This window comes from Hahella ganghwensis DSM 17046 (assembly GCF_000376785.1).
GTDB classification, from domain to species: Bacteria; Pseudomonadota; Gammaproteobacteria; order Pseudomonadales; family Oleiphilaceae; genus Hahella; species Hahella ganghwensis.
In genome coordinates, this window is record NZ_AQXX01000092.1 from 22148 (window position 1) to 47352 (window position 25205).

Sequence of the window (25205 nt, forward strand, 5' to 3'; positions counted from 1 at the left end):
TCTTATTGAAGAAATGGGATCCGGCGTTTAACCTAAACGAAAGTTTAGTTTGGATAATAATCCAGTTATCATGGTTCACCCCACAGGCCTCAAATGTCCTTAATTTCCATATGTAATGGGCACAGAATGCCTGATACATCACAGGCTGCCGGGTTCTTTATGAAGTTTTATGCCCTCCCTGTTAACGACTGATTTTAGATACGCCGGGTTCCAGTATCGGCGCTCAAGAAAAACGACGGTAAATTGTGAAAGACAGCAATCTAAAAGCCCTGCTTGTAGACGATCATCCAATCGTCACAGAAGCCATCACGACAGCTTTGTTGGCGCTCAATATTTTCTCAGAGGCAACCTCTGTCCGCAGCCTTGCTGAGGCAATGGAATTTCTGGGAAATAATTCTGAAATAGATCTGGTCATGCTTGACCTTCATCTTGAAGACACTCAGGGTGTAGACGGCATGAGTACTCTGCGGGAAAACTATCCTGATCTCCCAATTGTTATATTTTCAGGAGAAGAAGACCCTGCGATTATTGCTCAATCTTTTGAGTATGGCGTCAGAGGATTTATTCCCAAAAGTTCCAATGTCGATATTATTGTCAACGTCATCAGAATGGTCATGGCAGGTAGCAGCTATATACCTCCAAACGCGATCCGTCTGCTCGGGTTCGATCTACCACCAACTGCCACCAAACCCACGCCTACTCCTGCACCACAGGAGAAACCCTCTTTTACGCCTCGGCAGGAGGAAGTTTTGCATTGTCTGCTAAAAGGCATGCCGAACAAGGTCATCGCAGATCGGCTGAATATGGCTGAGGGGACGGTGAAAACTCACCTGGCGACAGTGTTCCGTGTGCTTGGAGCGAAAAGTCGGGCCCAGGTGATACTGAAGGCCCGGCAGTTAGGCATGATCTGACGCGGTTTGGGTCGAGGAACGACTGGCAGTCATCATCCAATAAATCAGCCAATCGAGAGCGATTGGCTTTTTAGCGTAAATAAAGGGACTGCTATCCAGGGTCTGTAGACGATCAGGATCAGAATTCCCCGTCATCAACAGAATCCGTTTGGCCCCAATCATAGGTTCAAGTTCCTCAGCCAACTCAAGTCCGCTTTCATCATGCCCCAGCATATCATCCACGATGACCAGATCCGGCAGATTTTCAAACTTTCCTTTCTTCTCCATGAATTCCTGTCGGGAAGCAAACATTTCAACCGGGCATTCCCAGGCCTGGAACTGATGCCCCAGAGCTTCCCGTACCAACGGCTCATCTTCAAACACCCATAGACTGAGCCCCGTCACCACGTCAGAAGACAATTGAGGCTGCTTTCTTTCCGGAACCTGCTGCATCAGTAATGAAGCAGGGCATTCGAAATGGAACTTTGTCCCCCGGTTTACTTTTGAGGTCATACTCAACTTAAGGCCGAGCAATTGATTGATGTGCTTGGTAATCGCCAATCCCAGACCAACGCCCTTGGTTCTCAGGCGGTTGCTGTTGTTCAGCTGAACAAGATCATCGAACACCCGCTTCTGGTCTGCTTCAGCAATCCCACAACCCGTGTCGGCCACTTCGAACAGCGCCTTACCCTCCTGATAACTGACATTCAGACTCACCCCACCCTCATCAGTAAAGTTGGTCGCGTTGGTCAGCAGGTTTCTGACAACTCTTTGCAACAGGTCGCGATCTGTCTTAACCGCGACAACGGGGTAGTCCAGACTCCAGTTAATGCCACGATTAGCACAGATCACCGCAAACTCTTCATCAATAGGTTTTAATATTGACTCCAGTGCATAACTCTCGACTTTGGGATCTATCTGTCCGGAATCAAATTTGGACAGATCCAGTAGGTTATCGAACAGACTCCTCAAAGCAGCGATAGATGATTTCTGTTTTTCAAAGATTGGTTTTGCCGACTCGGGCAGGGGTTGCAATCCCAGCGTATCCGTCAGGATTGACAGGGCAAATAACGGCTGCCTTAAATCGTGACTGGCTGCTGCCATAAAAAAAGATCGGGTCTGATTAGCTTTCTGAGCGACTTCCAGAGCTTCTTCCGTTTTCGCTCTTTCTGCTTCAACCTGTTGGAGGAGTCGGACGTTCTCGAACCGCATCTTGAACGTATCTCTCAGGCTCATTTCAGATCGCTTGACCAGGTTCAACATCATGAACGAAAGCAATACGATAGAAGCAGATATAATGCTCCCCTGACCCTCTTTCATCACCCAAAATATAAAAGGGGGAACCATCAACATCGGTAGAGAATATTTAAACGACTTATAGTCGTAGGAAAGGTTAATCATGCTGCCCATACCATGCAGCAATTGGGCAGCCGTGATGATATAAGCGGCATCTGTTGAAATCTCCCCCCAACACAGAGCCACGCCCAGACCGACGCCCAACTGGGTAAAGACACTGCATATCCTGAGGTTCCGGTCCGCGCCACTGATATCCGCGTTGCCTTTACGTTCAAAATTCTTCAATATTCGCGCGCTTATCAGGTATCGCCATCCCACCGTCAACAGGATGCCGCTTACCCAAAACAGCACGATATAAACTGGGATATATTGCTCAAGCGCATACAGCATAACCAGAGCAATCAGAAACATACTGTATAACGAGGATTTGGTCTGGAGAGCCCTGATCTTGACAGATTCCCGCAACCAAGCGTTTTCAATGGACGTTGTGAATTGGTTTTGCATAGTATGATTGATCAATTTATGTGGTTTTCCAATGCCGACAGGCAATCTATATCCCTGATTACGCCTACCGATTGGAATGGGTCCATTCAAACTTTGAATTGCCGTCCAATTGAATTAGGCTTTATAAAAATTACAACGTATCATCTCGCCAGAATTTCATTGAAACAATACTAAACTGCCACTTGGCCGCTATTTGACAACGAGTTAATAGCTATCCTGTGGACAGAGTTTCCTGTTGTCTCTTACCAGAGACAAACAGAACATAATAAAAATACAGAAGAAAAAACAGGTTACTGGCGCCGACTAAAAAACATTAGCCATCATCAGGGAATACAAGGAAACGAATATGGAGTTATCTGACTCTCAGATAAGCTCGCCTATAGAGTCACTGATTGCCCATCATCAGCCCGGAGACATCATACACCATGTTGATGTGCTCATCATCGGTTCAGGGTACGGCGGTTCAGTTGCCGCTTTCCGACTCGCCCACCCAGAACGCTCCGTTATGGTACTGGAACGGGGAAAGGAATATCAGCCAGGAGATTTTCCTTCGGAATTGGGAACTCTCCCCTCCCATATCCGGCTTCAATCATACAACCATCACGAAATTGTCGGTTACCCTGATGCCTTGTTTGACATCAGACACGGGAACGGACTGGACATTTTGGTCGGTAATGGCCTCGGTGGTACATCCTTAATCAATGCCAATGTTGCCAAAAGGCCAGACCCGGCATTGTTCAAAAAAGATCGATGGCCTGAAATCTTTCGTCACAATCCGAATATTCTCGATGAAGAGTTCAATCAGATTTCTCATTGGCTTGGAGTAACGCCTGCCCCTACAGAAGTTCTTGATGGAAAGCAGACCGCCAAGGTGAAGAAATACCAGGCGCTGGAAAGGCTTGGCAACTCTCTGGAAAAAAACGGAAGAACGAAACTCTATAAAGCAACTGTGTCACCGGCGGACCTTAGCGTAACGTTCCCTGCCAGCTCCACATTTTCTGAACAAAACACTGAAGTAGTCAACAATCAGAAAGCCCTCAATAACGCCGGTGTGAGGCAGATGCCATGCACCTCCTGCGGAAATTGTGTGACCGGATGCAATGTCGGAGCAAAGAACACTCTGATGATGAATCTGATTCCCCTGGCGCATTCCCGAGGAGCTAAATTCTACACCGGAGCAACCTGTCTAAGTGTCGAACCCCAAAAAGACGGTAATAACCACTGGAAAGTGAAAATTGGCAGAACGTCTACAGCCAAGCATCTCTTTCACCGGGAAACATTTTATATCACCGCCAACCGGGTCATTCTGGCAGCCGGCACCCTGGGTAGCACAGAAATTCTGCAACGTTCCCAAAAAGCCGGCCTGGTATCCCTTTCCAAAACATTGGGAAAACATTTTTCCACCAATGGTGACGGTCTGGCTTTTAGCTTCGGCCGTGAACATGAGGTGAATGGTATCGGCTCACCGGATTATGCCAACAATCAACAGACGGGGCCTACCATCAACGGCATTCTGCAGGTCTGGTCCAACCCGGACACCCTGCCGCTAACACTGGAAGACGGGGCCATCCCCAACAGCCTAAGCAAGATTTTTGGTGAAATATTAGTGACCTCTGCTCAGCTACACCGTCTGGGCACAACTAAGAAACCGGCTTACTTTCAACAACACACGGATGCCGATCAGCTCGCCAATTCCACATCATCGATTAAACATTCCCAGCTTTTACTGATCATGGGAGATGACGGCGGTGCCGGTGAACTATTGTTTGACAACCCGGCTCATTCGGAAACAGCCCCAGAAGACTCGGAATTTGATGGCTGGAGCATTTTTCCTTCCTGGCCGACGGCTGCACAAAATCCGACCCTGGCAACCGCTGATGAACTACTGAAACAACAAAGCTATGCAGACGGCCTTGACGGTGGACAATATGTACCGAATCCCTTTTGGCAGCTTATGCCCCCGTCAGCCCGATCAGTCATGAGCGGAAAGCTTCCGTCGGGTAGCGCCATTTCAGTTCATCCTCTGGGCGGTTGCGGCATGGCAGACAGTATTGTAGACGGCGTCGTCAATCACGCCGGGCAGGTATACCGGGCAGCAGATGGCTCGCTGGATACCCTATACGAAGGTCTCTATGTGATGGACGGCGCCATCCTGCCCACCGCCGTTGGCGTCAACCCCTTCCTGACCATTGCAGCATTGAGCTGGCGGGCAGCAGACCACATCCTTGAAGACGCAGGCTGGCAAGAATCCTCCATCTGCAAAGTGTCTCCTGACTTTGACGATCCAACACCCGATACTCCAGACCAGCCGCCGAAGCTCCATCAACCGGAACCTTACCAACCCACAGTATTGGAATTTCAGGAGCAACTGATCGGCCATCTGGACACAGATTCAGATATTCCCGAATGGCTGTTCAAAAATCTCGCACCGGATATCAATATACCAGCAGAGCGGATCACTCAGTTTCGAGGTCTTATCCTCAACATCAGGTTTACTATTAATGTCAACGAGTGGCTGGAGAATCCGGGAAACCTGGAGCTAAAGGTAGAAGCCGACCTGCATGTCAACCGAATACCGGCAGATGATATCAGTTGGATGCAGCGGGTCATCGTCGACAGACGACATTGCGATTCCAGCACCTTGCTGGCACGCCTTTCCGGCACAGTGACACTTCTGTCCCGCCAGGATATCGGACCGATAAAAAAGGCTTTACGAGCGCTGAATGCCCTGGTGACCTACCACATACGCCGCAGGAGTTTCTTCGATTACATCCGAGGCAAGTCCACCATACCACCAATGACATTTAAAGACCTGGTGCGACAGGCCCGGGGATTTCTCAATGTCGCTCTGATGCATACGGATTACCGGTATATGACTTACCGGCTTCAAAGTGACGACCAGAATCTGGTTATGTCAGGACATAAGGAACTGGCCTGGAAACTTGCAGGAAAATCCCTTTGGAACACGCTACTCGAGTTGCCGATATGTCTGTATTCCAAACCGCAACGTAGGCAGATTTACGGGCAACTCCGAGTCAACAGCATTTCGCTGCTTGAAGATATGCTGCCGCAGGTTAAGAGAATGCACAACGGTCCTGAGATGTTCATGGACCTGATATCTCTGGGCTTTATGATCGGCCGAACGGTGATGCAGACTCACTTCTGGAGTTTTGGTTCACCGGTCTATCCCGAGGCCAAATCCATTGCCGATACAAGCGCCCCACCGCTACGAACAGGAGGGGGGCAAGAAGTGCATCCTGAGATTACAACGCTGAATGTGCCCATCACTGACCCGGAGGGTGACCATTATCCCATGCGGCTGGCCCACTACCGACAAACCTCAGCGGAATGCGATTCAGCTCCGGCGATACTATTCGTTCACGGTCTGGCCCAGGGAAGCAGAATTTTCACTACTGACACACTTTCAACCAACATAGCCGCCTATTTTTACAGGCATGGCTATCACGTCTGGACCATGGACTACAGACTCAGCAATGTGCAGGGGTTAAAAGCCCCCCCGGGGAACTGGGCGATAGATGAAGTTGCACAATACGATATTACCAGTGCGGTGAATCATATCTATCAGGAAACAGGTGACTCTCTCCATGTTTTTGCTCATTGTGTCGGAGCCACTGCTGTCGCCATGAGCCTACTCAAAGGCTGGTTAAATAACGACAAAGTCAGTAGCGTCACATTTAATGCGATCCACCCCTGGGTGATCCCCTCAGCCGCCAATCGAACCAAAGCCAAAATCGGCACGGCCGTTAAATACTGGTTTGATGATCAGTTTCTGGATCCCAACCCCTGCCAGGACGACAGCCTCGCCAGACAACTGTTGGACCGACTGGCCTTTACGGTTGCCAGACTCGATGAGGATGCCGCAGACATTCACTCTCCGCCGGGAGGAGATGATCCAGAACAGGCCATCTGTGATCGAATGACCTTTTTCTATGGCCGGATGTGGAAATATGAAAACCTGGCCTGTCAGACCCACGATGACTTTGGAAACATTGTGGGACCAGCTCCGGGAGATGTTTACAGACACTTGTTTTATTTTGCCAACCGCTACCAGATAACCGACAAGTTTGGCGCCAACGCCTACCTGAAGGGCAACAACCTCAGCAGGTTTTCCGGCATTAAAACCTTGTTCATTCATGGTGAAGACAGTCAGGTATTCAACCCCTACTCTGCCACCATATCCGCAGTAAGATTCAGCGAAGCCAACCCAGATACTGACATCAGGCTCAAACGTATTCCCGGCTATGGGCATATGGATATCATCTTCGCCAATAAAGCCAATGAACAGGTCTACCCAATAGTGCGGAGCTTTATTGAGCGGAGCTCAATCGAAGAAAGTGAGCAGTTAGATAAAGTCTCATTTGATCCATTGCAACTCAGTCCCTTCCACCAGTGGCTGAGTCCACCCACTGTCACAGCCGGACCGATCATCCGGGGAGCACGAAGGTCAGACAGTGGCATTAGTGTCCGTCTGTGGGCTGAAACCAATGATATAGACCAAGTAACACTCCCCGGTTTATCTGTTATTTCCGCTGACGGAGACCGCATCTTTCCTCATTTCCTTGAGAGAAGCACCGCCCATCTGGCTTACGTATTCGATATAGAGGACAGTGATGATTTAACGTTTCAGTTAACCACCTTTGGCAATATGGAATCCGGCCCGGAAACCGTGGCAAAACTGGAACTTGATCCTGATTGGGCCTGGCTAAAGCGTCTGCAGGAGTCATCTCCTGAAAGCACCGCAGAATTTAACTTTCTGGTCGGCTCCTGCCGGTATCCTGGAACGCCTTTTGAGCGGGATCACTCGGATCAGATTTTTAGCGTAATGCACGACCGGCTAAAGGCTTCTGACGGGCCAGACAAAATCTTTTTTATTGGCGATCAGATTTATGCAGATGCTACAGCCAATCTGCTGCCTTCTGAACCTGTTTCTGAGTACTACAGCGGGCGTTACCGTTCTGCCCTGATCAGTCCTAATATGCAAAAGCTGCTAGCCTCCGTGCCGACTCACTTTGCCATTGACGATCATGAATTCAGTGACAACTGGTCCGGGCACTGGCCCGACAGTACTCCCGAAGAAATCCGGTCGTTTGAAGATGCCAAATACGCGGCGTTATATTTCCTCGGCGACTATCGCGGCTCAACACCAGCTCATAACAACACGACTCAGTCAGGCAGCCAGCGTCCCTCTCTATGGTATTCACTGACCACAGGAGAGGAATCATCCTGCCCGGTGTTTGTCACCGATACCCGTAGTGAGCGAGAATTCAGAACTCTTGGCAGCGAATGCAGTGCCCACATGATGAGTATTGACGGGCAACTCGCTGAAATCATCAACTGGTTAATACAAAGCCAGGAACGCTATGCCTCCCATCCAAAGTTCATTTTTTCCGGTAGCGTTCTCGCGCCGCTGAGCAAAAAACTCTGCGCTTATCCTGAACTCTGGATTGAGCAGGATGACTGGATGGGATATCCGGCAACCCTTTCCCGGGTGGTTGACTGTATCGTCGATCATCAGATCCGCAATGTGATATTCGTTGGTGGAGATCTTCACCTCTCTTCCATTTCCCGACTCACCTTCACAAAGCCAGGCAGGACACCAATCACCGCCTGGCAACTGGTTGCTTCCGGTCTATACGCTCCGCTTCCGTTTACAGCGACCCAGAAGACGGAAATTGACTGGACAGGACAAAGCCAGATGTCTCTGCCGGGTCACCCGGAAATCAACATTGAATGTGAATCCACACTACTGACGACCCATTACTCTCATTTTGTGAGCATTAATACCTGGCGTGAGACGCCGGAGAATTGGACTTTGAGACTGAAAACCATCGATCACAACGGAAAAATGCTCCTGCCGGAAACTGCACCACATGACTGGCTGATTCAATATTCTGTTGGCCACTGCGACATTCCGCTTTCCTCCTGATAACCTTCCGAAATGCCTGAGTTCTGATCACTCAGGCATTGTTTTATACACATCTGTTCCTGCACTTGTTTCTGCTGAGGATCTCTATTCTCAGTGAATTGATATACCAACTTTTCCCGGCCCGTCATTCAGATAAATAGGTTTTATTATCCGCTGTTCCAACGTGGACAAATTGATCCAACACAATTAGTTGACACATGTGTCAGCTTCATTATATCTTAGCCACATCTTGACACTTGTGTCAGGCTTTAAGGAATCGCACTCTATTCCATCGACCTGCAACAACCAGTGGACTGAGCACAATGACCCAAACAACAATAAAATTCTTAATGAACAATGAGTTACACAGTGTCGAACATGTCGACCCCAACACCACTGTTCTCCATTATCTCCGTAATGACTTGAATCGCTGTGGCACCAAAGAAGGCTGCGCTTCCGGCGATTGCGGCGCCTGTACAGTTGTCGTAGGCGAGTTGGAGAAAGGCAGCGTTAAATACAAGTCCATCAACGCCTGCATTACTTTTCTTCCTTCCCTACACGGTAAACAACTCATTACGGTTGAAGATCTCAAACAGGACGACCAACTCCACCCAGCTCAACAGACGATGGTGGATTGCCACGGCTCTCAGTGCGGTTTCTGTACACCTGGTTTTGTCATGTCGCTCTATGCGCTGAATAAGAACCATCCGTCACCGACCAAAGACACGGCGATGGAAGCCTTATCGGGTAATTTGTGCCGTTGCACCGGGTATCGACCCATCGTTGATGCCGCCCTGAATATGGGTAACTATCCCTGCGACCAGAACACCGACACCATCGCAACTGAACTGCTTCAGACCATCAATCGTCAGGACTCAACGTTCCTAAGCAATCAGAGTTCACAATACTTCGCACCAACATCAGCGGACGAACTTGCACAATTGCTCATCGATTATCCCGATGCTCGATTGCTGGCAGGTGGAACCGATTTAGCCCTTGAAGTGACCCAGTTTCACCGGGACCTGAGCACGATTATCTATGTCGGCAACGTTTCGGAACTCAAAACGATCAGAGAAACAGACTCATCACTGATCATCGGCAGTGCCGTCACCTATAACGAATGTGTTCACAGGCTGGAAAAGGAATACCCGGAACTAGGCGAAATGATTGAACGCCTGGGTTCTCTGCAGATTCGAAATCAGGGAACCATCGGTGGAAATATCGGCAACGCCTCCCCCATCGGAGATATGCCACCAGTGTTAATCGCCCTGGACGCCACCATGACTCTCCGCCGGGGACATAACACGCGCACCATTAAAGTTGCTGACTATTTCCATGACTACAAAGTCACCGACTTGAAGGCAAATGAATTTATTCAATCCATCGAAATTCCCAAAGCCAAACCAGGGTATCAATTAAAGATTTATAAAATCTCCAAGCGCATAGACGACGACATCTCAGCCGTCCTGGCGGCGTTTTATCTCCACGTTGAAGGCCCCCAGGTTAAATCATTCACTGCCGCCTTCGGTGGGATGGCGGCAATCCCAAAACGCGCACGACATTGTGAAGCCGCGCTAATGGGACATCCCTGGACTGAGAGCAGCATTGAGTCCGCCATGCAGGCGCTCATGCTTGATTTCAAACCACTTAGCGATGTTCGGGCCTCCGCCGAATACCGCATGGATGTGGCGAAAAACCTTCTAATGAAGAGTTTCCTTGAAATCAACCAATCAAAAGAACAAGAAAACACAGCGACAAGGGTGACCGGCTATGCGTAATCTGACTGACCTCAACCGAATCACGACGAATCCGGCCAATCGTCATCAAGGTGGCGTCGGTGCTCCCTCCAAACATGAAAGCGCAATCAAACATGTGACTGGCGAAGCTATCTATGTGGACGATCGGACAAATCACGTCAACCAACTCTATGCCGCCATCGGTAAAAGTCAGATCGCCCACGGCCGTATCAAAAGTCTGGATCTAACGGATGTGCAGGCCGCTCCGGGAGTCGTAAAAGTCATAACAGCCGATGATGTTCCAGGCCACCTGGATATCGGTCCTGTCTTTCCCGGTGATCCTGTGTTGGTAAAGGAGCTGGTGGAATTTTATGGGCAACCACTGTTTGCAGTGGCAGCCAAAACCCATGAACAGGCATGGCGGGCAGCACAGCTGGCAAAGGTGGAATTCGAAGAGTTGCCGCCCGTATTGGATATCGATACCGCCCTGGCACAACAGAACTTCGTTCGCCCTCTCCATAGCATGCAGCGTGGCGATGCCGCTCAAGCAATAGAAGACGCGCCACATAATCTTGAGAGCCGCCTATCTGTCGGTGGTCAGGAGCATTTCTATCTGGAGGGACAAGTCTCATCAGCGATTCCTACAGAAGATGGCGGTATGACAATCTATACGTCCAGTCAGCACCCGTCTGAAGTACAGAAACTGGTCGCTGAGGTTCTTGGACTACCATTTAACTTGGTCACCGTTGATATGCGTCGCATGGGAGGCGGCTTCGGAGGAAAGGAAACCCAGGCTGCTCCCTGGGCCTGTATAGCCGCCCTATTGGCAAATGCCACCAGACAACCGGTCAAGTTGCGACTGAATCGGGGAGACGATATGGTGATGACGGGCAAGCGGCATCCCTTTGAGAACCACTATAAAATCGGGTTTGACGAACAAGGCCGCATACTGGGTGCCGATATCACTGTTAACGGATTCTGCGGTTATTCGCCGGACCTCTCCGACGCCATTGTCGACCGGGCCATGTTTCATTCAGACAATGCTTATTACCTGGATCAGGTCAAAATCGTCGGCAATCGCTGTAAGACCAACACTGTCTCCCACACAGCATTTCGCGGATTTGGAGGCCCCCAGGGGATGATGACGATTGAATATGCCATGGACGACATTGCCCGACATCTGGGCAAAGACCCACTTGAGATCCGCAAGCTCAACCTGTACGGCCAGGACAGCCGCAATATCACTCCCTATCATCAGGAAGTCGAACACAATAACCTGCCGGAAATCATAGAACGCCTGGAGGCATCCTCGAACTATCAACAGCGCCGGCAGGAGATTCGCCAGTTCAACCAGAGCAACCGTATTCTGAAACGAGGTCTTGCCCTGACACCGGTGAAATTTGGTATTTCTTTTACCGTACAGCATCTCAACCAGGCTGGCGCACTGATTCATATCTACACCGACGGCAGTATTCACCTGAACCATGGCGGTACTGAAATGGGTCAGGGGCTGTTCACTAAAGTCGCTCAGGTTGTGGCGGAAGAGTTCCAGGTAGATTTGAACACCATCAATGTCTCCGCAACACGTACCGACAAGGTTCCCAATACATCCCCCACTGCCGCCTCTTCCGGAACCGACCTGAATGGTAAGGCCGCGCAGAATGCTGCCAGAACCATCAAACAACGTTTAATTGACTTCATAGTCCAACACCATGGTGTGGAAGCCTCTGAAGTGATTTTTGCGGACAACCGGGTTCACTTCGGTGATCAATCCATCAGCTTTGCTGAACTGGCTCAGCTAGCCTACGTCAATCGGATTTCCCTCTCCTCCACCGGGTATTACCGGACTCCTAAAATCCATTACGATCGCAGCAAAGCTTCCGGGCGTCCGTTTTTTTATTTCGCCAACGGCGCCGCTGTATCGGAAGTGATCGTCGATACATTCACGGGTGAATACAAACTGCTCCGCACAGATATTCTTCATGATGTGGGTCATTCCCTGAACCCCGCGATTGATATTGGCCAGATAGAAGGCGGATTCATTCAAGGAATGGGTTGGCTGACTTCCGAAGAGCTCGTCTGGGGGGATAACGGACGATTGCTGACCACGGGACCCGCCACTTACAAGATTCCGGCAGTGAGCGACATGCCCGCTGATTTCCGGGTCCAGTTGTTTGACCAGCGCAACCGCGAAGCCACCATTTACAACTCAAAGGCTGTCGGTGAGCCACCGTTTATGCTCGCCATGTCCGTCTGGTCGGCATTACGTGATGCGGTTTCCAGTCTGGCGGATTATCGTTTCAGCCCCCCTATGGATACGCCGGCAACTCCGGAACGCGTACTGGCAGCGGTGAAGGCAACCAAAACATTTCTCGAACAGAAAACAGCCAAAGTGCGTACACAAGAAGAGGTGACCGCATGATGCCTGCTTTGGAAAAATTTGCTTTGCGTAGCCAGAGAGTACTGACACCAGAGGGTATCAGACCAGCGACGATTGAAATAAATCAGGGGCGTATCATGGCCATTCATGATGCAGGATCAGCAATGGACTGTCCGGTCACTGATCTTGAACAACAGGTTGTCATGCCAGGACTGGTGGATACCCACGTGCACATTAATGAGCCAGGCCGCACCGACTGGGAAGGCTTTAATACGGCCACACAGGCCGCTGCCGCTGGCGGCATCACCACCCTCGTTGATATGCCATTGAACTGTATTCCTGTCACCATCACCAAAGCAGCCTTCAAGGAAAAGCTGGCATCAGTGGAAGATAAGCTCTGGGTGGATTGCGGATTCTGGGGTGGTGTCACACCGGATAACCTGGATGACCTTGATGAACTGATGTCCGCCGGAGTACTTGGCGTAAAGTCATTTTTGATTGATTCCGGCATTGAAGAGTTTCCGCCAGTTAAGGAAAGCGATATTAAAAGGGCGATTCCTATACTGGCCAAATATCAGGCTCCTTATCTGATCCACGCCGAGTTGGATCAGGATCATTCACCAGTCCCGGAAATCGGCAACGCCTATCAGAGCTTTCTGCAATCCCGCCCCAAACATTGGGAGAACGACGCCATCAATTTGATGATCCGTCTGGGGCAGGAGGCCAGACGTCAGGGCTACAACGGACATATCCACATTGTTCATTTGTCATCGGCAGAAGCATTAGAGGCCATCTCCGAGGCCAGAAATTCCGGGCTCAAGTTTACCATCGAAACCTGTCCACACTATCTGACGCTATTTGCCGAGGAAATTCCTGATGGCAAGACCTTGTTTAAATGCTGCCCACCGATTCGCGAGGACCGCAATCGGGAACAGCTATGGCAGGGCCTTAAAGATGGACTGATCGACTTTATTGTTTCGGATCACTCCCCTTGTACACCACAACTTAAACATATCGACAGCGGTGATATTGAAAAAGCCTGGGGTGGTATCTCGGCACTGCAGTTCGGCCTGCCATTGATCTGGACAGAAGCCCGGCACCGGGGAATGAACCTCGAGACGGTTTCCCATCTGATGTCAACCGCGACCGCAGACTTTATCGGCCTGGGACACAAGAAAGGGCGTATCGCTCCGGGATATCAGGCGGATCTGCTGATATTTGATCCCGAGACGGAATATGAGATCACGACAGACATGATCAAACATCGCCACAAAATTACCCCCTACGAGGGAAGAAACGTTTTTGGCGAGGTCAAACAGACTTATCTCCGGGGACAACTGGTGTATGACAACGGTCAGTTCTCTCAGGGTCCGATGGGAGAGCCCCTCTTAAGAGAAGATCAATAAAGAATTTGCAGGCGACCGATGAGTTTAAGACCCCTCTGATGCTGACATGTTCTGAACCTAAGTTCAAACCACATGCGGCTACGAACATGCTTGATGGGTGAAGTTTTTAGAAATCAAAGAATGACTGATAACGGAAAAAATATGACCAACCACACTACCCCAACCAATGAATTCTCCAGCCAATATATCGATTTGGTGTCTGAAAGAGTCGGCGGCGAGACCATCGCTTGCAGTGACGACTTTTTCGCTGAGATGGAAAACCTGATCAAGCCCGGCCGAGGTATCTTTATCGATGATAAATACACTGAACGCGGTAAATGGATGGACGGTTGGGAGTCTGCCCGCAGCTACGGACGGGATAATGGCCGGGACCATGATTGGTGTATCCTGCGCTTGGGCATTCCCGGTGTCATCCGTGGTATCGACGTGGACACCAACCACTTTCGCGGCAACGCTCCTCTCTCTGTTTCCATGGAAGCCTGCGCCTGTGACGGCGAATTGACCGATAATGCTGAATGGGTCGAAATCCTGCCCCAATCCGACGTCGAACCTCACAGCCAGAACCTGTTCAAAATCACTAGTGAGTCGGCCTGGACCCATGTCCGCCTGCGCATTTACCCGGACGGTGGCGTTGCCCGTTTACGTATTTATGGCGATCCACAGATTTCCTGGAACAATTTCCTGCCCGGTGAACTGATTGATCTTGCCTCCATCAAGAATGGTGGGCGTGCCGTTCTGTGCAGTGACATGTTCTTCAGCGACAAAAACAATCTGCTGATGCCGAACCGTGGCATCAATATGGGCGACGGCTGGGAAACCAAACGTCGTCGTGACGGCAAAAATGACTGGGTAATCGTTAAGCTGGCGGCGGCTGGATCAGTCAATAAAGTGGTAATCGACACCAACCATTTCAAAGGCAATTTCCCCGACTCTTTTTCTCTGGAGGGCATTGTCAGCAGTGATGACAACTTTATCGAAAATAGCGAAAGCGCCGAGAGCAAAAATGCAGAATGGCAGACCATCATTCCCAAAACCAAACTGCACGCTCATCGCGAACATCTGTTCATTAATGAAATTCAAACCTCTTCAGACCAACAGTTTACTCACGTTCGTTTGAATATCTTCCCTGACGGTGGTGTAAGCCGTATGCGTATCTTCGGATATCGCAAGGAGGGCTGATCCATGAGTCTCGATACCCTCAATCAGCAAAGCACGGAAGAAGCAAAGCACACCTTTATGCAGTGCTGTACTTCTTCCGCCTGGGTTGAACGTATGACTGCCACTCGCCCCTATCAGAACGCCGACAGTTTGTTTGAAGCCGCAGATCGCCATTGGGCTGAACTCGGAGAGCCAGACTACCTGGAAGCCTTTGAAGGTCACCCCAAGATCGGCGACGTCAACAGCCTTCGCGCCAAATATGCCAACACCAAAGCTCTGGCAGGCGCCGAACAGTCGGGGGTCAGCGCAGCCACCGAACAGACATTGCAGGCTCTGGCGGAAGGTAATACCGCCTACGAGGAAAAATTCGGCTTCATCTTCATTGTCTGTGCGACAGGTAAAAGTGCCGAAGAAATGTTGGAGTTGCTGAACCAACGCCTTCCCAATGACCGTGAAACCGAGCTACGCAACGCTGCGGAAGAACAACGCAAAATCACTCAAATTCGTTTGGGGAAATTAGTATGAGCCAGATTACCACCCACATCCTCGATACCACCCGTGGCTGACCAGCCGAGGAAGTCCGCATTGTCCTGAGCCAAAGGACAGATGATGGCTGGAAAGAACTCGCTCAAGGTCACACCAATCATGATGGGCGAATCGGCCAGTTACTGGAGATTGGCCGAGTTCTGGAAGCTGGCTGTTACCGTATGCATTTCGATACTGAAGCCTACTTCAAAAGCAACGGCGACCCGGTTTTCTATCCCTATGTGGATATTGTCTTCCAGATTACCGGCAACGGACAGCATTACCATATTCCGCTGCTACTGGCGGCCTACGGTTATTCTACGTACCGGGGAAGCTGACATGGCAGGCCGCGTTGTCACGCCCAACCCCCTCACCCGCGAGGCATTCGCACCTTACGGAGATGTTATTGAAACTCATGATCAGGCAAGAGTCCTGGAAATTAACCAGGGCTACACCCGACGCTTCCACGATCTGGCGAAAGTCGACGTGGCGGCTCAGGGTGGCCGGACCCTGATCAACATTTTCCGTTCCATTCCACTTCCAAGTCCCCTTTTATTGGAAGTGATGGAACGGCACCCCTTATCCAGTCAGGCGTTTATTCCACTGAATCAGCGACCATATCTGGTCGCCGTAGCGGCGCCGGGTGAGCTGGACCCTCGCGAAATCGAGGTGTTCCTGGCTGGTCCGCATCAAGGGGTCAATTATCACAAAGGAACCTGGCATCACTTCTGTCTGGCGTTGGGCGAAGTCAGTGATTTCCTGGTCGTGGATAGAGGTGGTGAAGGCGATAACTGCGATGAAATCAGTCTCAGTTCCGATCAAGCCATAACGATTAATCTGGAGGACTAACCCGTGAGTCAATCAATGAAAGCCGTGCGTGGTGCCATACTTCACTTTCTGCATGACCCGGCCGATGTGGACAACACCAACGGCCAGGTTTCTGATTGCTATGAATATTTTGAAGACGGCTTGATGATTATCAAGGACGGACACGTGGATCGGGTTGGCTCTGCAGCAGACCTTCTTCCTACCCTGCCGGCGCTGCTTTCTATCGAGGAATATACGGACAGTCTGATCGTTCCCGGCTTTATCGATACGCACATCCATTACCCGCAAACTGAAATGATTGCCTCCTACGGCGAGCAATTGCTGGAATGGCTGGAGACCTATACATTTCCAACTGAAAAGCAGTTTCATAACCCTGAATACGCCGGTGAAATAGCCGAGTTTTTCCTCAATCAGTTGCTCAGTAACGGTACCACCACTGCGCTGGTATTCGGCAGCGTGCATCCAGAATCCGTCGATGCCTTTTTCACCAGAGCAGAAGCCAAAAACCTGCGGATGATCTGCGGCAAAGTGCTAATGGATCGCCACGCCGCGGAAGATCTCACGGATACTCCGGATACCGGGTTTGACGACAGCAAAACACTGATTGAAAAGTGGCATAACCGGGGCCGTCTTCTGTACGCGGTGACACCCAGATTTGCACCAACCTGTACACCGGCACAATTGGATAAGGCAGGAGAACTGTTGCGGTTGCAGCCTGATCTCTACATGCATACCCATTTGTCGGAAAACCAGAACGAAGTGGCGTGGGTCAAAGACCTCTTTCCAGAAAGCGAAAACTATCTGGATGCTTACGACCAGTTCGGCCTGCTGACCAAACGCAGTGTGTTTGCCCATGGTATCCACTTATGTGATCACGAGTTTCAACGACTGCACGATACTCAGTCCGCTATCGCTTTCTGCCCGACCTCGAACCTGTTCCTGGGAAGCGGGCTTTTTAATCTGAAAAAAGCAGAAGCATTCAATGTGAAAGTCGGCCTGGGAACGGATGTCGGTGCCGGCACCAGCTTCTCTATTCTTCAAACCCTGAACGAGGCTTATAAAACCCAACAGCTCCGGGGCGAAAAACTCACGCCACTGAAGTCTTTCTACCTGGCAACTTTGGGTAGCGCCCGTGCGCTGGATCTGGAAGACAAGATCGGCAACTTCGAATCAGGAAAGGAAGCAGACTTTGTCGTGTTGGACCTGAAGTCCACACCACTGATCGCCATGCGCATGAAGCATTGCAAGGATCTGGCAGAAACCCTGTTTGTCCTTTCGATGCTCGGTGATGACCGGTCTGTTAAAGCCACCTACATCATGGGTGAAAAAGCACACGAACGGCATGGTTAAATTGGGAACCATTTCAGAATAACGGAAAATTTCAGGGGCAAGTTTATGGCCTGCCCTTTTTTGGCAAAGCATTAAGACGAATAAATCTAACAAGAAAACCGGAGGTAACCGTTATGGACCCCTTTATCAATGAAGTGCTGAATCTGATACTTCGATTTTTCCATGTCATTACCGGCATAGCCTGGATCGGAGCCTCCTTCTACTTTATCTGGCTCGACAATTCTCTGGAGACGCCTCCCAAATGGAAAGCGGATAAAGGCATCCGCGGCGATCTTTGGGCCATCCACGGCGGTGGTTTCTATGAAGTTGCCAAATACCGTCTGGCACCGCCGGAAATGCCAAAGCACTTGCATTGGTTTAAGTGGGAAGCCTACACCACCTGGATTACTGGTTTCTTCCTGCTGGCTTTGATGTACTACGTGGGTGCAGAAGCTTATTTGATCGATAAACGCGTGGCAGATCTGACGCAGGGCCAGGCGATCGGCATCGGACTGGGTGTCATTGCCGGAGGCTGGTTCTTCTATGACCTTCTGTGTAAGTCTCCCCTGGCCAAAAACGGTACCCTCCTGGGCATTGTCCTGTTTGCCGGCGGCACTGGCCTGGCTTATTTTCTCACCCAAGTGTTCAGTGCGCGAGGGGCTTATATCCATATGGGCGCGGTCATTGGCACCATCATGGCGGGTAATGTATTCCGCGTGATCATGCCCGGGCAACGTGCACTGGTCGATGCGGTCAAAGCCGGCGGAGCACCAGATCCAAGTTGGGCCGAAAAAGCCAAGTTACGTTCGACCCACAACACTTACACCACGCTGCCGCTGATTTTTATCATGATCAGCAACCACTACCCCATTACTTACAATCACGCCTATAACTGGGCGGTATTGATGGTCATCGTCGTCATCACAGCCGCGATCAGACGTTACTTCGTTCTGCGTCACACCAACAGCGAAACGCCTTGGTTGCTGGCAGGTGCCGGTGTCGCCGCCCTGGCTCTTATTGTCATGATCGCCCCAAAATCCCTTTCCTCTTTATCCGTTCCAGCCCAGGCCGAAGCGGCTGACGTTGTCGCCGAGGTTAATATCAACAGGGTGGAAGTCGTGCTGCAATCCCGCTGCGCCACCTGTCATTCCTCGGCTCCAACCGATGATATGTTCGGGACCGCCCCTGGGGGCGTCATGCTGGACGACATCGCGCAAATGAAGCAATGGGCTCCCAGAATCCAGGCCCGTGCGATAGATTCCACGGATATGCCGTTTATGAATAAAACCGAAATGACCGACGAAGAACGAGTGCTGGTAGGCAAATGGATTGCTGCCGGCGCACCGGAGAGTTAATCTCGCCTTGGCAGGGATGCCTTCTTTTAGGTTAACCTAAATCTTGCTGGCAATCTTTGTATTGATCGCCAAAAACTCGCCTTTCAGAAGGCCGGGAGTTTTCACTCCAAGGGTTTTCTAGCCACATGTATGGCTACAATTCCCAGGGACATCCTTTCAAAAGTCACATCGTGAAACCCGGCATTTTCCATTTCAGTTCGGAGCCCTTCAGCGTTAGGAAAGTCCTTTACCCCCTGTAATAAATACTTATACGCAGAACCATCACCACCCGTGGCTATCCACCCGATTAATGGCATGCATAAAGACATATAAGCCAGGTACGCTCGATGAAGCCAATCAAACTTAATGTTTGACGCTTCCAACGTGATCAGTCTGCCACCCGGCCGCAATACACGGTACGCTTCAGCGATGGCTTTTTCCCGATTGCAGATTTTCAGCCCCAGAGACATTGAATAGACATCAACACTGGATGACTCTACTGAGCTCATATCGTGGGCATCCAACAACTCAAATTCGATGTGCCTTTTAAATTCCTTTAACTTTTCCCTCGCCAGGGAAAGCATATTTGGGCAAATATCCGACGCGACAATTTGATGCTCATCAGACAATTGCTTGTTGTTTAGGATTTTCAGAACAATATCGCCGGTGCCGGATGCTGAATCCAATAATTCATTCCAGGGTTCCTGCGAAATTAACAAGGCAACTTTACGTTTCCACAATCGGTGTATCCCCAGACTAAACAGGTCGCACAATACATCATATCGAGACGCTATTCGCCCAAATACGTCATCATTCCCGGTCTCAAATTCTGCTGCATTCTTCTTCATGTTATCCCTTGCGTTATTTTCCCACACTCCTTTAAAGACGGAGCAAAGCGACCCCACTGAAAGTGTTTTTCAGATCCAATCCCCTTGCCTCCAGTCGTGGAATCCAAGCGCTACATATTATCGTTAGTTTGTGATTTGATATAGCAAAAACAAGACTTTCAGTGGGTGCTAATTAAACGGAACAGAATTAATCGATTATGAGTGGATACTGATGACCGGTAGGACTGCTGCGCCATCGTGCCGGAAAGTTGTGCCTGCCTCGGATGGGCAGGTTTCTTATGGTTGGTTGATTAGTAGGGACAATGTCCCCACATTTTCATCGCTCAACTATTTGACGGCTATGCCAGGTCTGACTGCTCTTCCCATTCCTTGGAGTACCCACTTTTCCTCAGGTAAGAGCGTATCGAGTCCATAATATACTCGTTCCACGCTTCCAGATCCTTCTTACCACAGACGGTTACGCCGTTATCAATATCGGCAACCGATAGGTCAACCATTTTCCAGAAAAACCTGGATAAATGAATTGCTTCTTCTGAACTGGAAACAACCCCCGCATTGATAATATGGATGGTTTTCTGGTCGCCGAGAGCTTTCGCGTAGTGAAGAACAATCTGTTTTTCTTCAGTAAATCTATACTTAATCATCAGATAACCTAGCCTCCCGAATGACCGACATACGATCAGCTACCCAAACTAACTTCTCTCTTAACTGGGTAGTAGTCATTTTTTCTGTAACACTCAAAAAATAGTGCTGTTTGTCCCGTTCATCCGCAACAAACTTAAGCCCTTTAGGTAAATCACACTTGGAGATAACCCAAAACACATCGACAGGATTACCTTTAGCGTGTCTTTTTTTCAATTTATACTTATCTTTTAAATGCTGCCAATGTGCGGAAAATGATAAGCCCATTTGAGGGTGGGGAATGACCCAGTTTCTACACGAAGAAAACAAGTAATCTTTCTCTCGTATATTGCTATAGGTTTTCCCTTGTTCATCATCCATATACAGAGTGGGATGCGCCCCTCTCTCTGTAGGCCTGGCACAAAAAAATATCGTAGCTTTTTATGTACTCGCGAATATCTTGAATTACTCGAAATTGTTCCATTTATGCACTTCCATTTTAACTACTCCACTGTTCGTCAGATTAACAAATATTCTGAGTAGCAGGGACAATGTCACCGCTTAAACGCCATTTAGCTATTAATACGGTTCGACTCATCCTTCCATACATCACCATATCCTGTGGAGGTGAGATAACCAATTGTAATATTCATTAGTTTTTCCATCCAAAGCTCAAGGTCATACTGTTGTGATATTTCAGTGTCCTCAGCATGATCTTCCGCCGCATCATCGCTCATGGACCAGAAAAACTCCGTTAAAGCTCTAGCCTCTTCTACGTTTTGCACATCTTTCTGACCACTATAGACCGCAGCTGCCAATGCATTTTCAGCTTTGGTTGCATAATGAATTGCCAAGGTTTTGGCGGTCTGCTGATGCACTGAAAACTTCATCATGATTTAAAAGCCGCCAATTGAGAATTGTTCATAACAGTCATTCGACTACCCTTGTTCATTTTGATTCGTGTAATTACGCGATTTTTCAGAAATAAATGCTCCGTTTCTTATTTCATTGGTCGCCTTAGCCATATTGTAGGCTTTTTCTGTGAGGTGCCGATCACCACTCCAGTCTTCCTCGTCGTAGGCTGCAACAGCAGTAATTTCTTCGATATGAATAGCTTTTTGTTCAAGATAAGTCATAAGTAAAGAGACAGCTTCTTCTTTCGACACAGCCGGCACCACACTTCGGCCATACTTGTACCTTGAGCCGTCGTCACTGAGCGCAGAACCGTCCGAGATGGCCACCTTCGTATCAATCACCCAAAATGTTTTCATCAAACTCCCTTCAAGTATTCAGGCCTTTTTCCCTGTATTGAAACCATCACCAGTTAACTAGCCACAGATCAATCATCAGTAATACCTAACACCAAATATCGCCCCTCTACTTTCATTTTGGTCTTGAGCATATCCGATACATATTCACCAAGGTTTTGTCCTGAGATATCCCACTGCCACTCCTCTCGCCACTCTTCGGAAGGAAGTTCTTTGTCATGACAGGTAATTGGTAAAGCCTCATCTACTACCCCATTGACGACTGTTGGCCCGAACTCTTTGCATTGATAGACAGGATTCCACCACTTGATATCCGGCAAACCGATATATCCGTCTTTTGTGGGTACATCCCAGGCATGAAGATGATTATCGAGTCCTTTGTATAACAGTAGACTCCAAAGGTATCCCCCCCTGAGCTCTCCGTATGCCGGGTGAGGCAGTAAAACAGACTGACCTGGTTCAAATTGTGGTATTTCGATTCTTGACAACTCAGCTTCAGCCTTTTTGTTCGGTTTCAAAGAGGCTGCAAAGAGAGTGATAATAGCGATAAGCGCGACAATGAAAAGCATGGCTGTCGATGTCGCCAGAAATTCCCTGTGAGTCATTAAGTTCCTTAACGGTGTTTTCCAGTCAACAGCGAACCAGGAGTTCACTCCCGATAAGCCTCCATAATTCTCTCAATATCACTGGCTTTAATCATCTGATAAATCACCACATCAAAGGCTTTTTGAAATCTGTAGGCAAATGGATATTTGTTGCTCTGGATGGCCGGTTCAGAGTAGCCGATGTAAACCGGGTCTTTTCCTATAACGGCGCCCTTAAGTAATTTGGCGTGGATTTTTTCGTTATACACACCAGACTTCTTCATCCGACGGAATTCATAATCAAATGCCAGGTTTTCCATCATGATGCAGTCGTGACGTTCTTTCAGAAGCATTTGAATGAGCGCCTCAGAGCCTTGGGCCTCGTAGTACTTAATCTCACCCTCTTCAACCAGTGAGCGGAATTTTTCACCAACCCATCCATCAAAACCAGCCACATTACCCACAGCCAGGCCCCGATAATCCTCAGGCCACCTGGGCCTGGGCAATGCCAGGACGTTCTCGGTGCAAACGGTAATGATGGTTTCGGTATAGAAAGGCAACGAATAGGGGTAAAGATAAGGCCAGTCGTGACCGTGGAAGAACGCGGGAGCCAAACCGAAACCCTTTCCCTGAGCCATCATCTGTTTACCTCGGTTCCAGGGGACTGGCTCAATTTTCACCTTGAATCCTGGCATCTCAGAAAACGCCGTCTTCAGAACATCAATGTACATCCCTTTGGCTGCACCGTCTTCAGCATAGCTGAAGGGTTTATAGGCATCATCCACATAGATGGTGACTTCAATATCTTCTGCCACCGCCAATAAAGGAGAAAAGAGTATCATGAGCATGATTAATCGAAACGCCATCCTTCCTCCTAATATCCCGGCCATTGCCAGTTTCGAAAACCCCACTATACAAAGTGTAGTATGTATTCGAATCCTCCACCTCTGACATCTGATACTCGACTTGTTTACTCGACTCTTTTGATTATTGGGAGTTCTATTTTGGGTTTTCAGACCAATCTAAACATAGCGCCGGGGCTCACGAAATGTCGAACCATGAAATATCGCCTTCCCCTTAATGACACCAGAGATGTATAAAGATAGAATCCGCGCCAAATAAGAATAGTGATAACGGCTAATCTTTACGTCTGAATGAAACAATCAACGTTGATACTTATACCAGCCCGTGTCCCCGATTCGTTAACGATATACATCGCAATATCAAACCAGAAATAATCCAACCAGAAGTAGTATTTATGAAGACAATGAAGCCAAACCTAGTGTTCCTTTTAGCAATGAGCATCTTTTGTTCAGTTTGCCTTGCCTCACCTTCTGATGAATCCATCGATGACATTTTGGAATTATCCGGTGTTACCAGTCAGGTCGCAGATTACCCTGGAATGATTCAGGCCGGATTCATGCAAGGCGCTCAGCAATCCGGTTCCATCTCCGAGAGCGACGCTGCCAACATCATTGACAGCATCAACCGAACAGTTGTTCCTGCTGCCATCCTGGGTGACATCAGAGCCTCTGTGAAGAAGTCTGTATCTGAAAATGACATTGAAGAGATTCAGAAATGGTATAAGTCAGACCTCGGACAGGAGATCACCAACGCTGAGAAAGCCGCCTCTACGCCGGAGAGTATTCAGCAAATGATGGGCAGCGCACAGGAACTTATGCAGGACACCAAGCGTCTTGAATTCGCCAAGCGTCTGGATCAGCTGTTAGGTGCCACAGAAATGACCCTGGATCTCCAGCGTTCCACCAGTATTGCCGTATACACAGCCATGATGAGTGCCGTACAACCTGACCAGGAACCAGACATTCAGGCGATTGAAGATCAGATGACCGCCATGGAGTCACAGATGAGAGCCAGCATTGAGCAATATGTCGCTGTGTCATTCATCTACACCTACCAGTCTATCAGCGAAGAGAAACTGGCAAAATATGAAACTTTCCTGGGTACGGATGCCGCCAGGAAATTCAATGATTCTCTGATTGAAGGACTGAAAGTCGGACTGAAACAAGCTGTCGTCGATATGATGTCTGAAATCGCACAATTTTCAAAAGACACAGAAAATAAGCAAAGCTGATTTAGCCAGTTAACGCTGGGAATCCCAACCCTAGGGCGGGGATTCTCCCTCCATCGGTGGCCAATATGCCCTAACTGGAATCTCATAAATCAAGCAATTATTATCGATTCCTGTCGGCTTCAGATCCATAGAATGCAGTACATCGCGAAGACTGCTGCTATCCCTTTCCGGAGTTATTCTAAGCCCCTCAATACCTAGGGAGAGTCTGAATAACCCCAAGGTTCTGAGGTAATTCAAACTCTCGACGATATATGGCCGAATATTCAGAGTGTTTTTCCGGCCATTTTGGATCTTCCCCCCCTGTGGGGCGTCATCTGGGCTCACTGCCCCTATACCTGCAGCTCTTTCCTTGCCATCAGCAGATTGCTGAAGGCCGCCAACAGATAGAGCCGGCTCTTGTTCTTGGCCAAGCCTCGATAGCGGACTTTGTCGTAACCAAACACCTGCTTGATGTATCTGAACGGGTGTTCCACTTTA

Annotated in this window: 20 protein-coding genes and 1 pseudogene; 12 read left to right on the forward strand and 9 right to left on the reverse strand. The window is 49.2% G+C overall.

Annotated features, from left to right (window positions below; translation table 11 throughout):
* The first annotated feature begins 245 nt into the window (after positions 1-245).
* On the forward strand, positions 246-911 hold the full coding sequence (locus F566_RS0107635) for a response regulator transcription factor (protein WP_020406398.1): 666 nt from the start codon (positions 246-248) through the stop codon (positions 909-911).
* Here the strand turns inward: F566_RS0107635 and F566_RS0107640 are convergent.
* The gene (locus F566_RS0107640) at positions 897-2705 is read right to left on the reverse strand and encodes an ATP-binding protein (RefSeq protein ID WP_157496704.1); all 1809 of its coding nucleotides are present in this window, start codon (positions 2703-2705) and stop codon (positions 897-899) included. The two genes, F566_RS0107635 and F566_RS0107640, sit on opposite strands and share 15 nt — an antisense overlap.
* A gap of 331 nt (positions 2706-3036) precedes the next feature.
* On the opposite strand from F566_RS0107640, the gene F566_RS0107645 reads away from it, so the two are divergent.
* From F566_RS0107645 to F566_RS0107690, 10 genes and pseudogenes are all read left to right on the forward strand, one after another.
* Entirely contained in the window at positions 3037-8637 is a 5601-nt protein-coding gene (locus F566_RS0107645) for an alpha/beta fold hydrolase (protein ID WP_020406400.1), read from the forward strand.
* Positions 8638-8966: 329 nt separating this feature from the next.
* Positions 8967-10394, forward strand: coding sequence for a xanthine dehydrogenase small subunit (gene xdhA, locus F566_RS0107650; RefSeq protein WP_245555182.1), 1428 nt, complete (start codon positions 8967-8969; stop codon positions 10392-10394).
* Entirely contained in the window at positions 10387-12774 is a 2388-nt protein-coding gene (gene xdhB / locus F566_RS0107655; RefSeq protein WP_020406402.1) for a xanthine dehydrogenase molybdopterin binding subunit, read from the forward strand. Before xdhA ends, xdhB begins: the two co-directional genes overlap by 8 nt.
* Positions 12771-14138 (forward strand): allantoinase AllB, encoded by a 1368-nt coding sequence (gene allB, locus F566_RS0107660; RefSeq protein WP_020406403.1) that lies wholly within the window; start codon positions 12771-12773, stop codon positions 14136-14138. The genes xdhB and allB overlap by 4 nt, the downstream gene beginning before the upstream one ends.
* Positions 14139-14279: 141 nt before the next feature.
* Positions 14280-15317 carry an allantoicase gene (gene alc, locus F566_RS0107665; RefSeq protein ID WP_033415954.1) on the forward strand — a complete coding sequence of 346 codons (1038 nt, stop codon included), beginning with the start codon at positions 14280-14282 and terminating at the stop codon, positions 15315-15317.
* A gap of 3 nt (positions 15318-15320) precedes the next feature.
* Positions 15321-15821 carry a 2-oxo-4-hydroxy-4-carboxy-5-ureidoimidazoline decarboxylase gene (gene uraD, locus F566_RS0107670; protein WP_020406405.1) on the forward strand — a complete coding sequence of 167 codons (501 nt, stop codon included), beginning with the start codon at positions 15321-15323 and terminating at the stop codon, positions 15819-15821.
* 53 nt (positions 15822-15874) lie between these two features.
* A pseudogene (uraH, locus tag F566_RS34810) lies at positions 15875-16159 on the forward strand (hydroxyisourate hydrolase); the annotation flags it as partial.
* A gap of 1 nt (position 16160) precedes the next feature.
* A complete protein-coding gene (locus F566_RS0107680; protein WP_020406407.1) occupies positions 16161-16670 on the forward strand; it encodes an ureidoglycolate lyase in 510 nt (169 codons plus the stop codon).
* Between the two features lie 15 nt (positions 16671-16685).
* Positions 16686-17999 (forward strand): guanine deaminase, encoded by a 1314-nt coding sequence (gene guaD / locus F566_RS0107685; RefSeq protein ID WP_020406408.1) that lies wholly within the window; start codon positions 16686-16688, stop codon positions 17997-17999.
* 113 nt (positions 18000-18112) lie between these two features.
* Positions 18113-19333, forward strand: coding sequence for a urate hydroxylase PuuD (locus tag F566_RS0107690; RefSeq protein ID WP_020406409.1), 1221 nt, complete (start codon positions 18113-18115; stop codon positions 19331-19333).
* 101 nt (positions 19334-19434) lie between these two features.
* Here F566_RS0107690 and F566_RS32240 read toward each other — a convergent pair whose 3' ends face one another.
* From F566_RS32240 to F566_RS0107725, 7 genes are all read right to left on the reverse strand, one after another.
* Positions 19435-20160 carry a ubiquinone/menaquinone biosynthesis methyltransferase gene (locus F566_RS32240; protein ID WP_020406410.1) on the reverse strand — a complete coding sequence of 242 codons (726 nt, stop codon included), beginning with the start codon at positions 20158-20160 and terminating at the stop codon, positions 19435-19437.
* A 338-nt stretch (positions 20161-20498) separates the two neighbouring features.
* Positions 20499-20804 (reverse strand): hypothetical protein, encoded by a 306-nt coding sequence (locus F566_RS0107700; RefSeq protein WP_020406411.1) that lies wholly within the window; start codon positions 20802-20804, stop codon positions 20499-20501.
* Complete coding sequence (locus tag F566_RS0107705; RefSeq protein ID WP_020406412.1) at positions 20797-21162, reverse strand: hypothetical protein; 366 nt, start codon at positions 21160-21162, stop codon at positions 20797-20799. The genes F566_RS0107700 and F566_RS0107705 overlap by 8 nt, the downstream gene beginning before the upstream one ends.
* 191 nt (positions 21163-21353) lie before the next feature.
* Complete coding sequence (locus F566_RS0107710; protein WP_020406413.1) at positions 21354-21674, reverse strand: hypothetical protein; 321 nt, start codon at positions 21672-21674, stop codon at positions 21354-21356.
* A gap of 45 nt (positions 21675-21719) precedes the next feature.
* Positions 21720-22052, reverse strand: coding sequence for a hypothetical protein (locus F566_RS0107715; protein ID WP_020406414.1), 333 nt, complete (start codon positions 22050-22052; stop codon positions 21720-21722).
* A 68-nt stretch (positions 22053-22120) separates the two neighbouring features.
* A complete protein-coding gene (locus tag F566_RS0107720; protein ID WP_020406415.1) occupies positions 22121-22654 on the reverse strand; it encodes a hypothetical protein in 534 nt (177 codons plus the stop codon).
* Positions 22655-22698: 44 nt separating this feature from the next.
* Positions 22699-23499: a substrate-binding periplasmic protein gene (locus tag F566_RS0107725; protein WP_020406416.1), complete on the reverse strand. Its 801-nt coding sequence runs from the start codon at positions 23497-23499 to the stop codon at positions 22699-22701.
* Positions 23500-23930: 431 nt separating this feature from the next.
* Between F566_RS0107725 and F566_RS0107730 the strand changes: the two genes are divergently transcribed.
* Entirely contained in the window at positions 23931-24728 is a 798-nt protein-coding gene (locus F566_RS0107730; RefSeq protein ID WP_020406417.1) for a DUF2059 domain-containing protein, read from the forward strand.
* Positions 24729-25057: 329 nt separating this feature from the next.
* On the opposite strand, the gene F566_RS32245 is transcribed toward F566_RS0107730, so the two are convergent.
* The coding region (locus tag F566_RS32245) for a transposase (RefSeq protein WP_020406419.1) at positions 25058-25205 on the reverse strand (148 nt) is incomplete at its 5' end.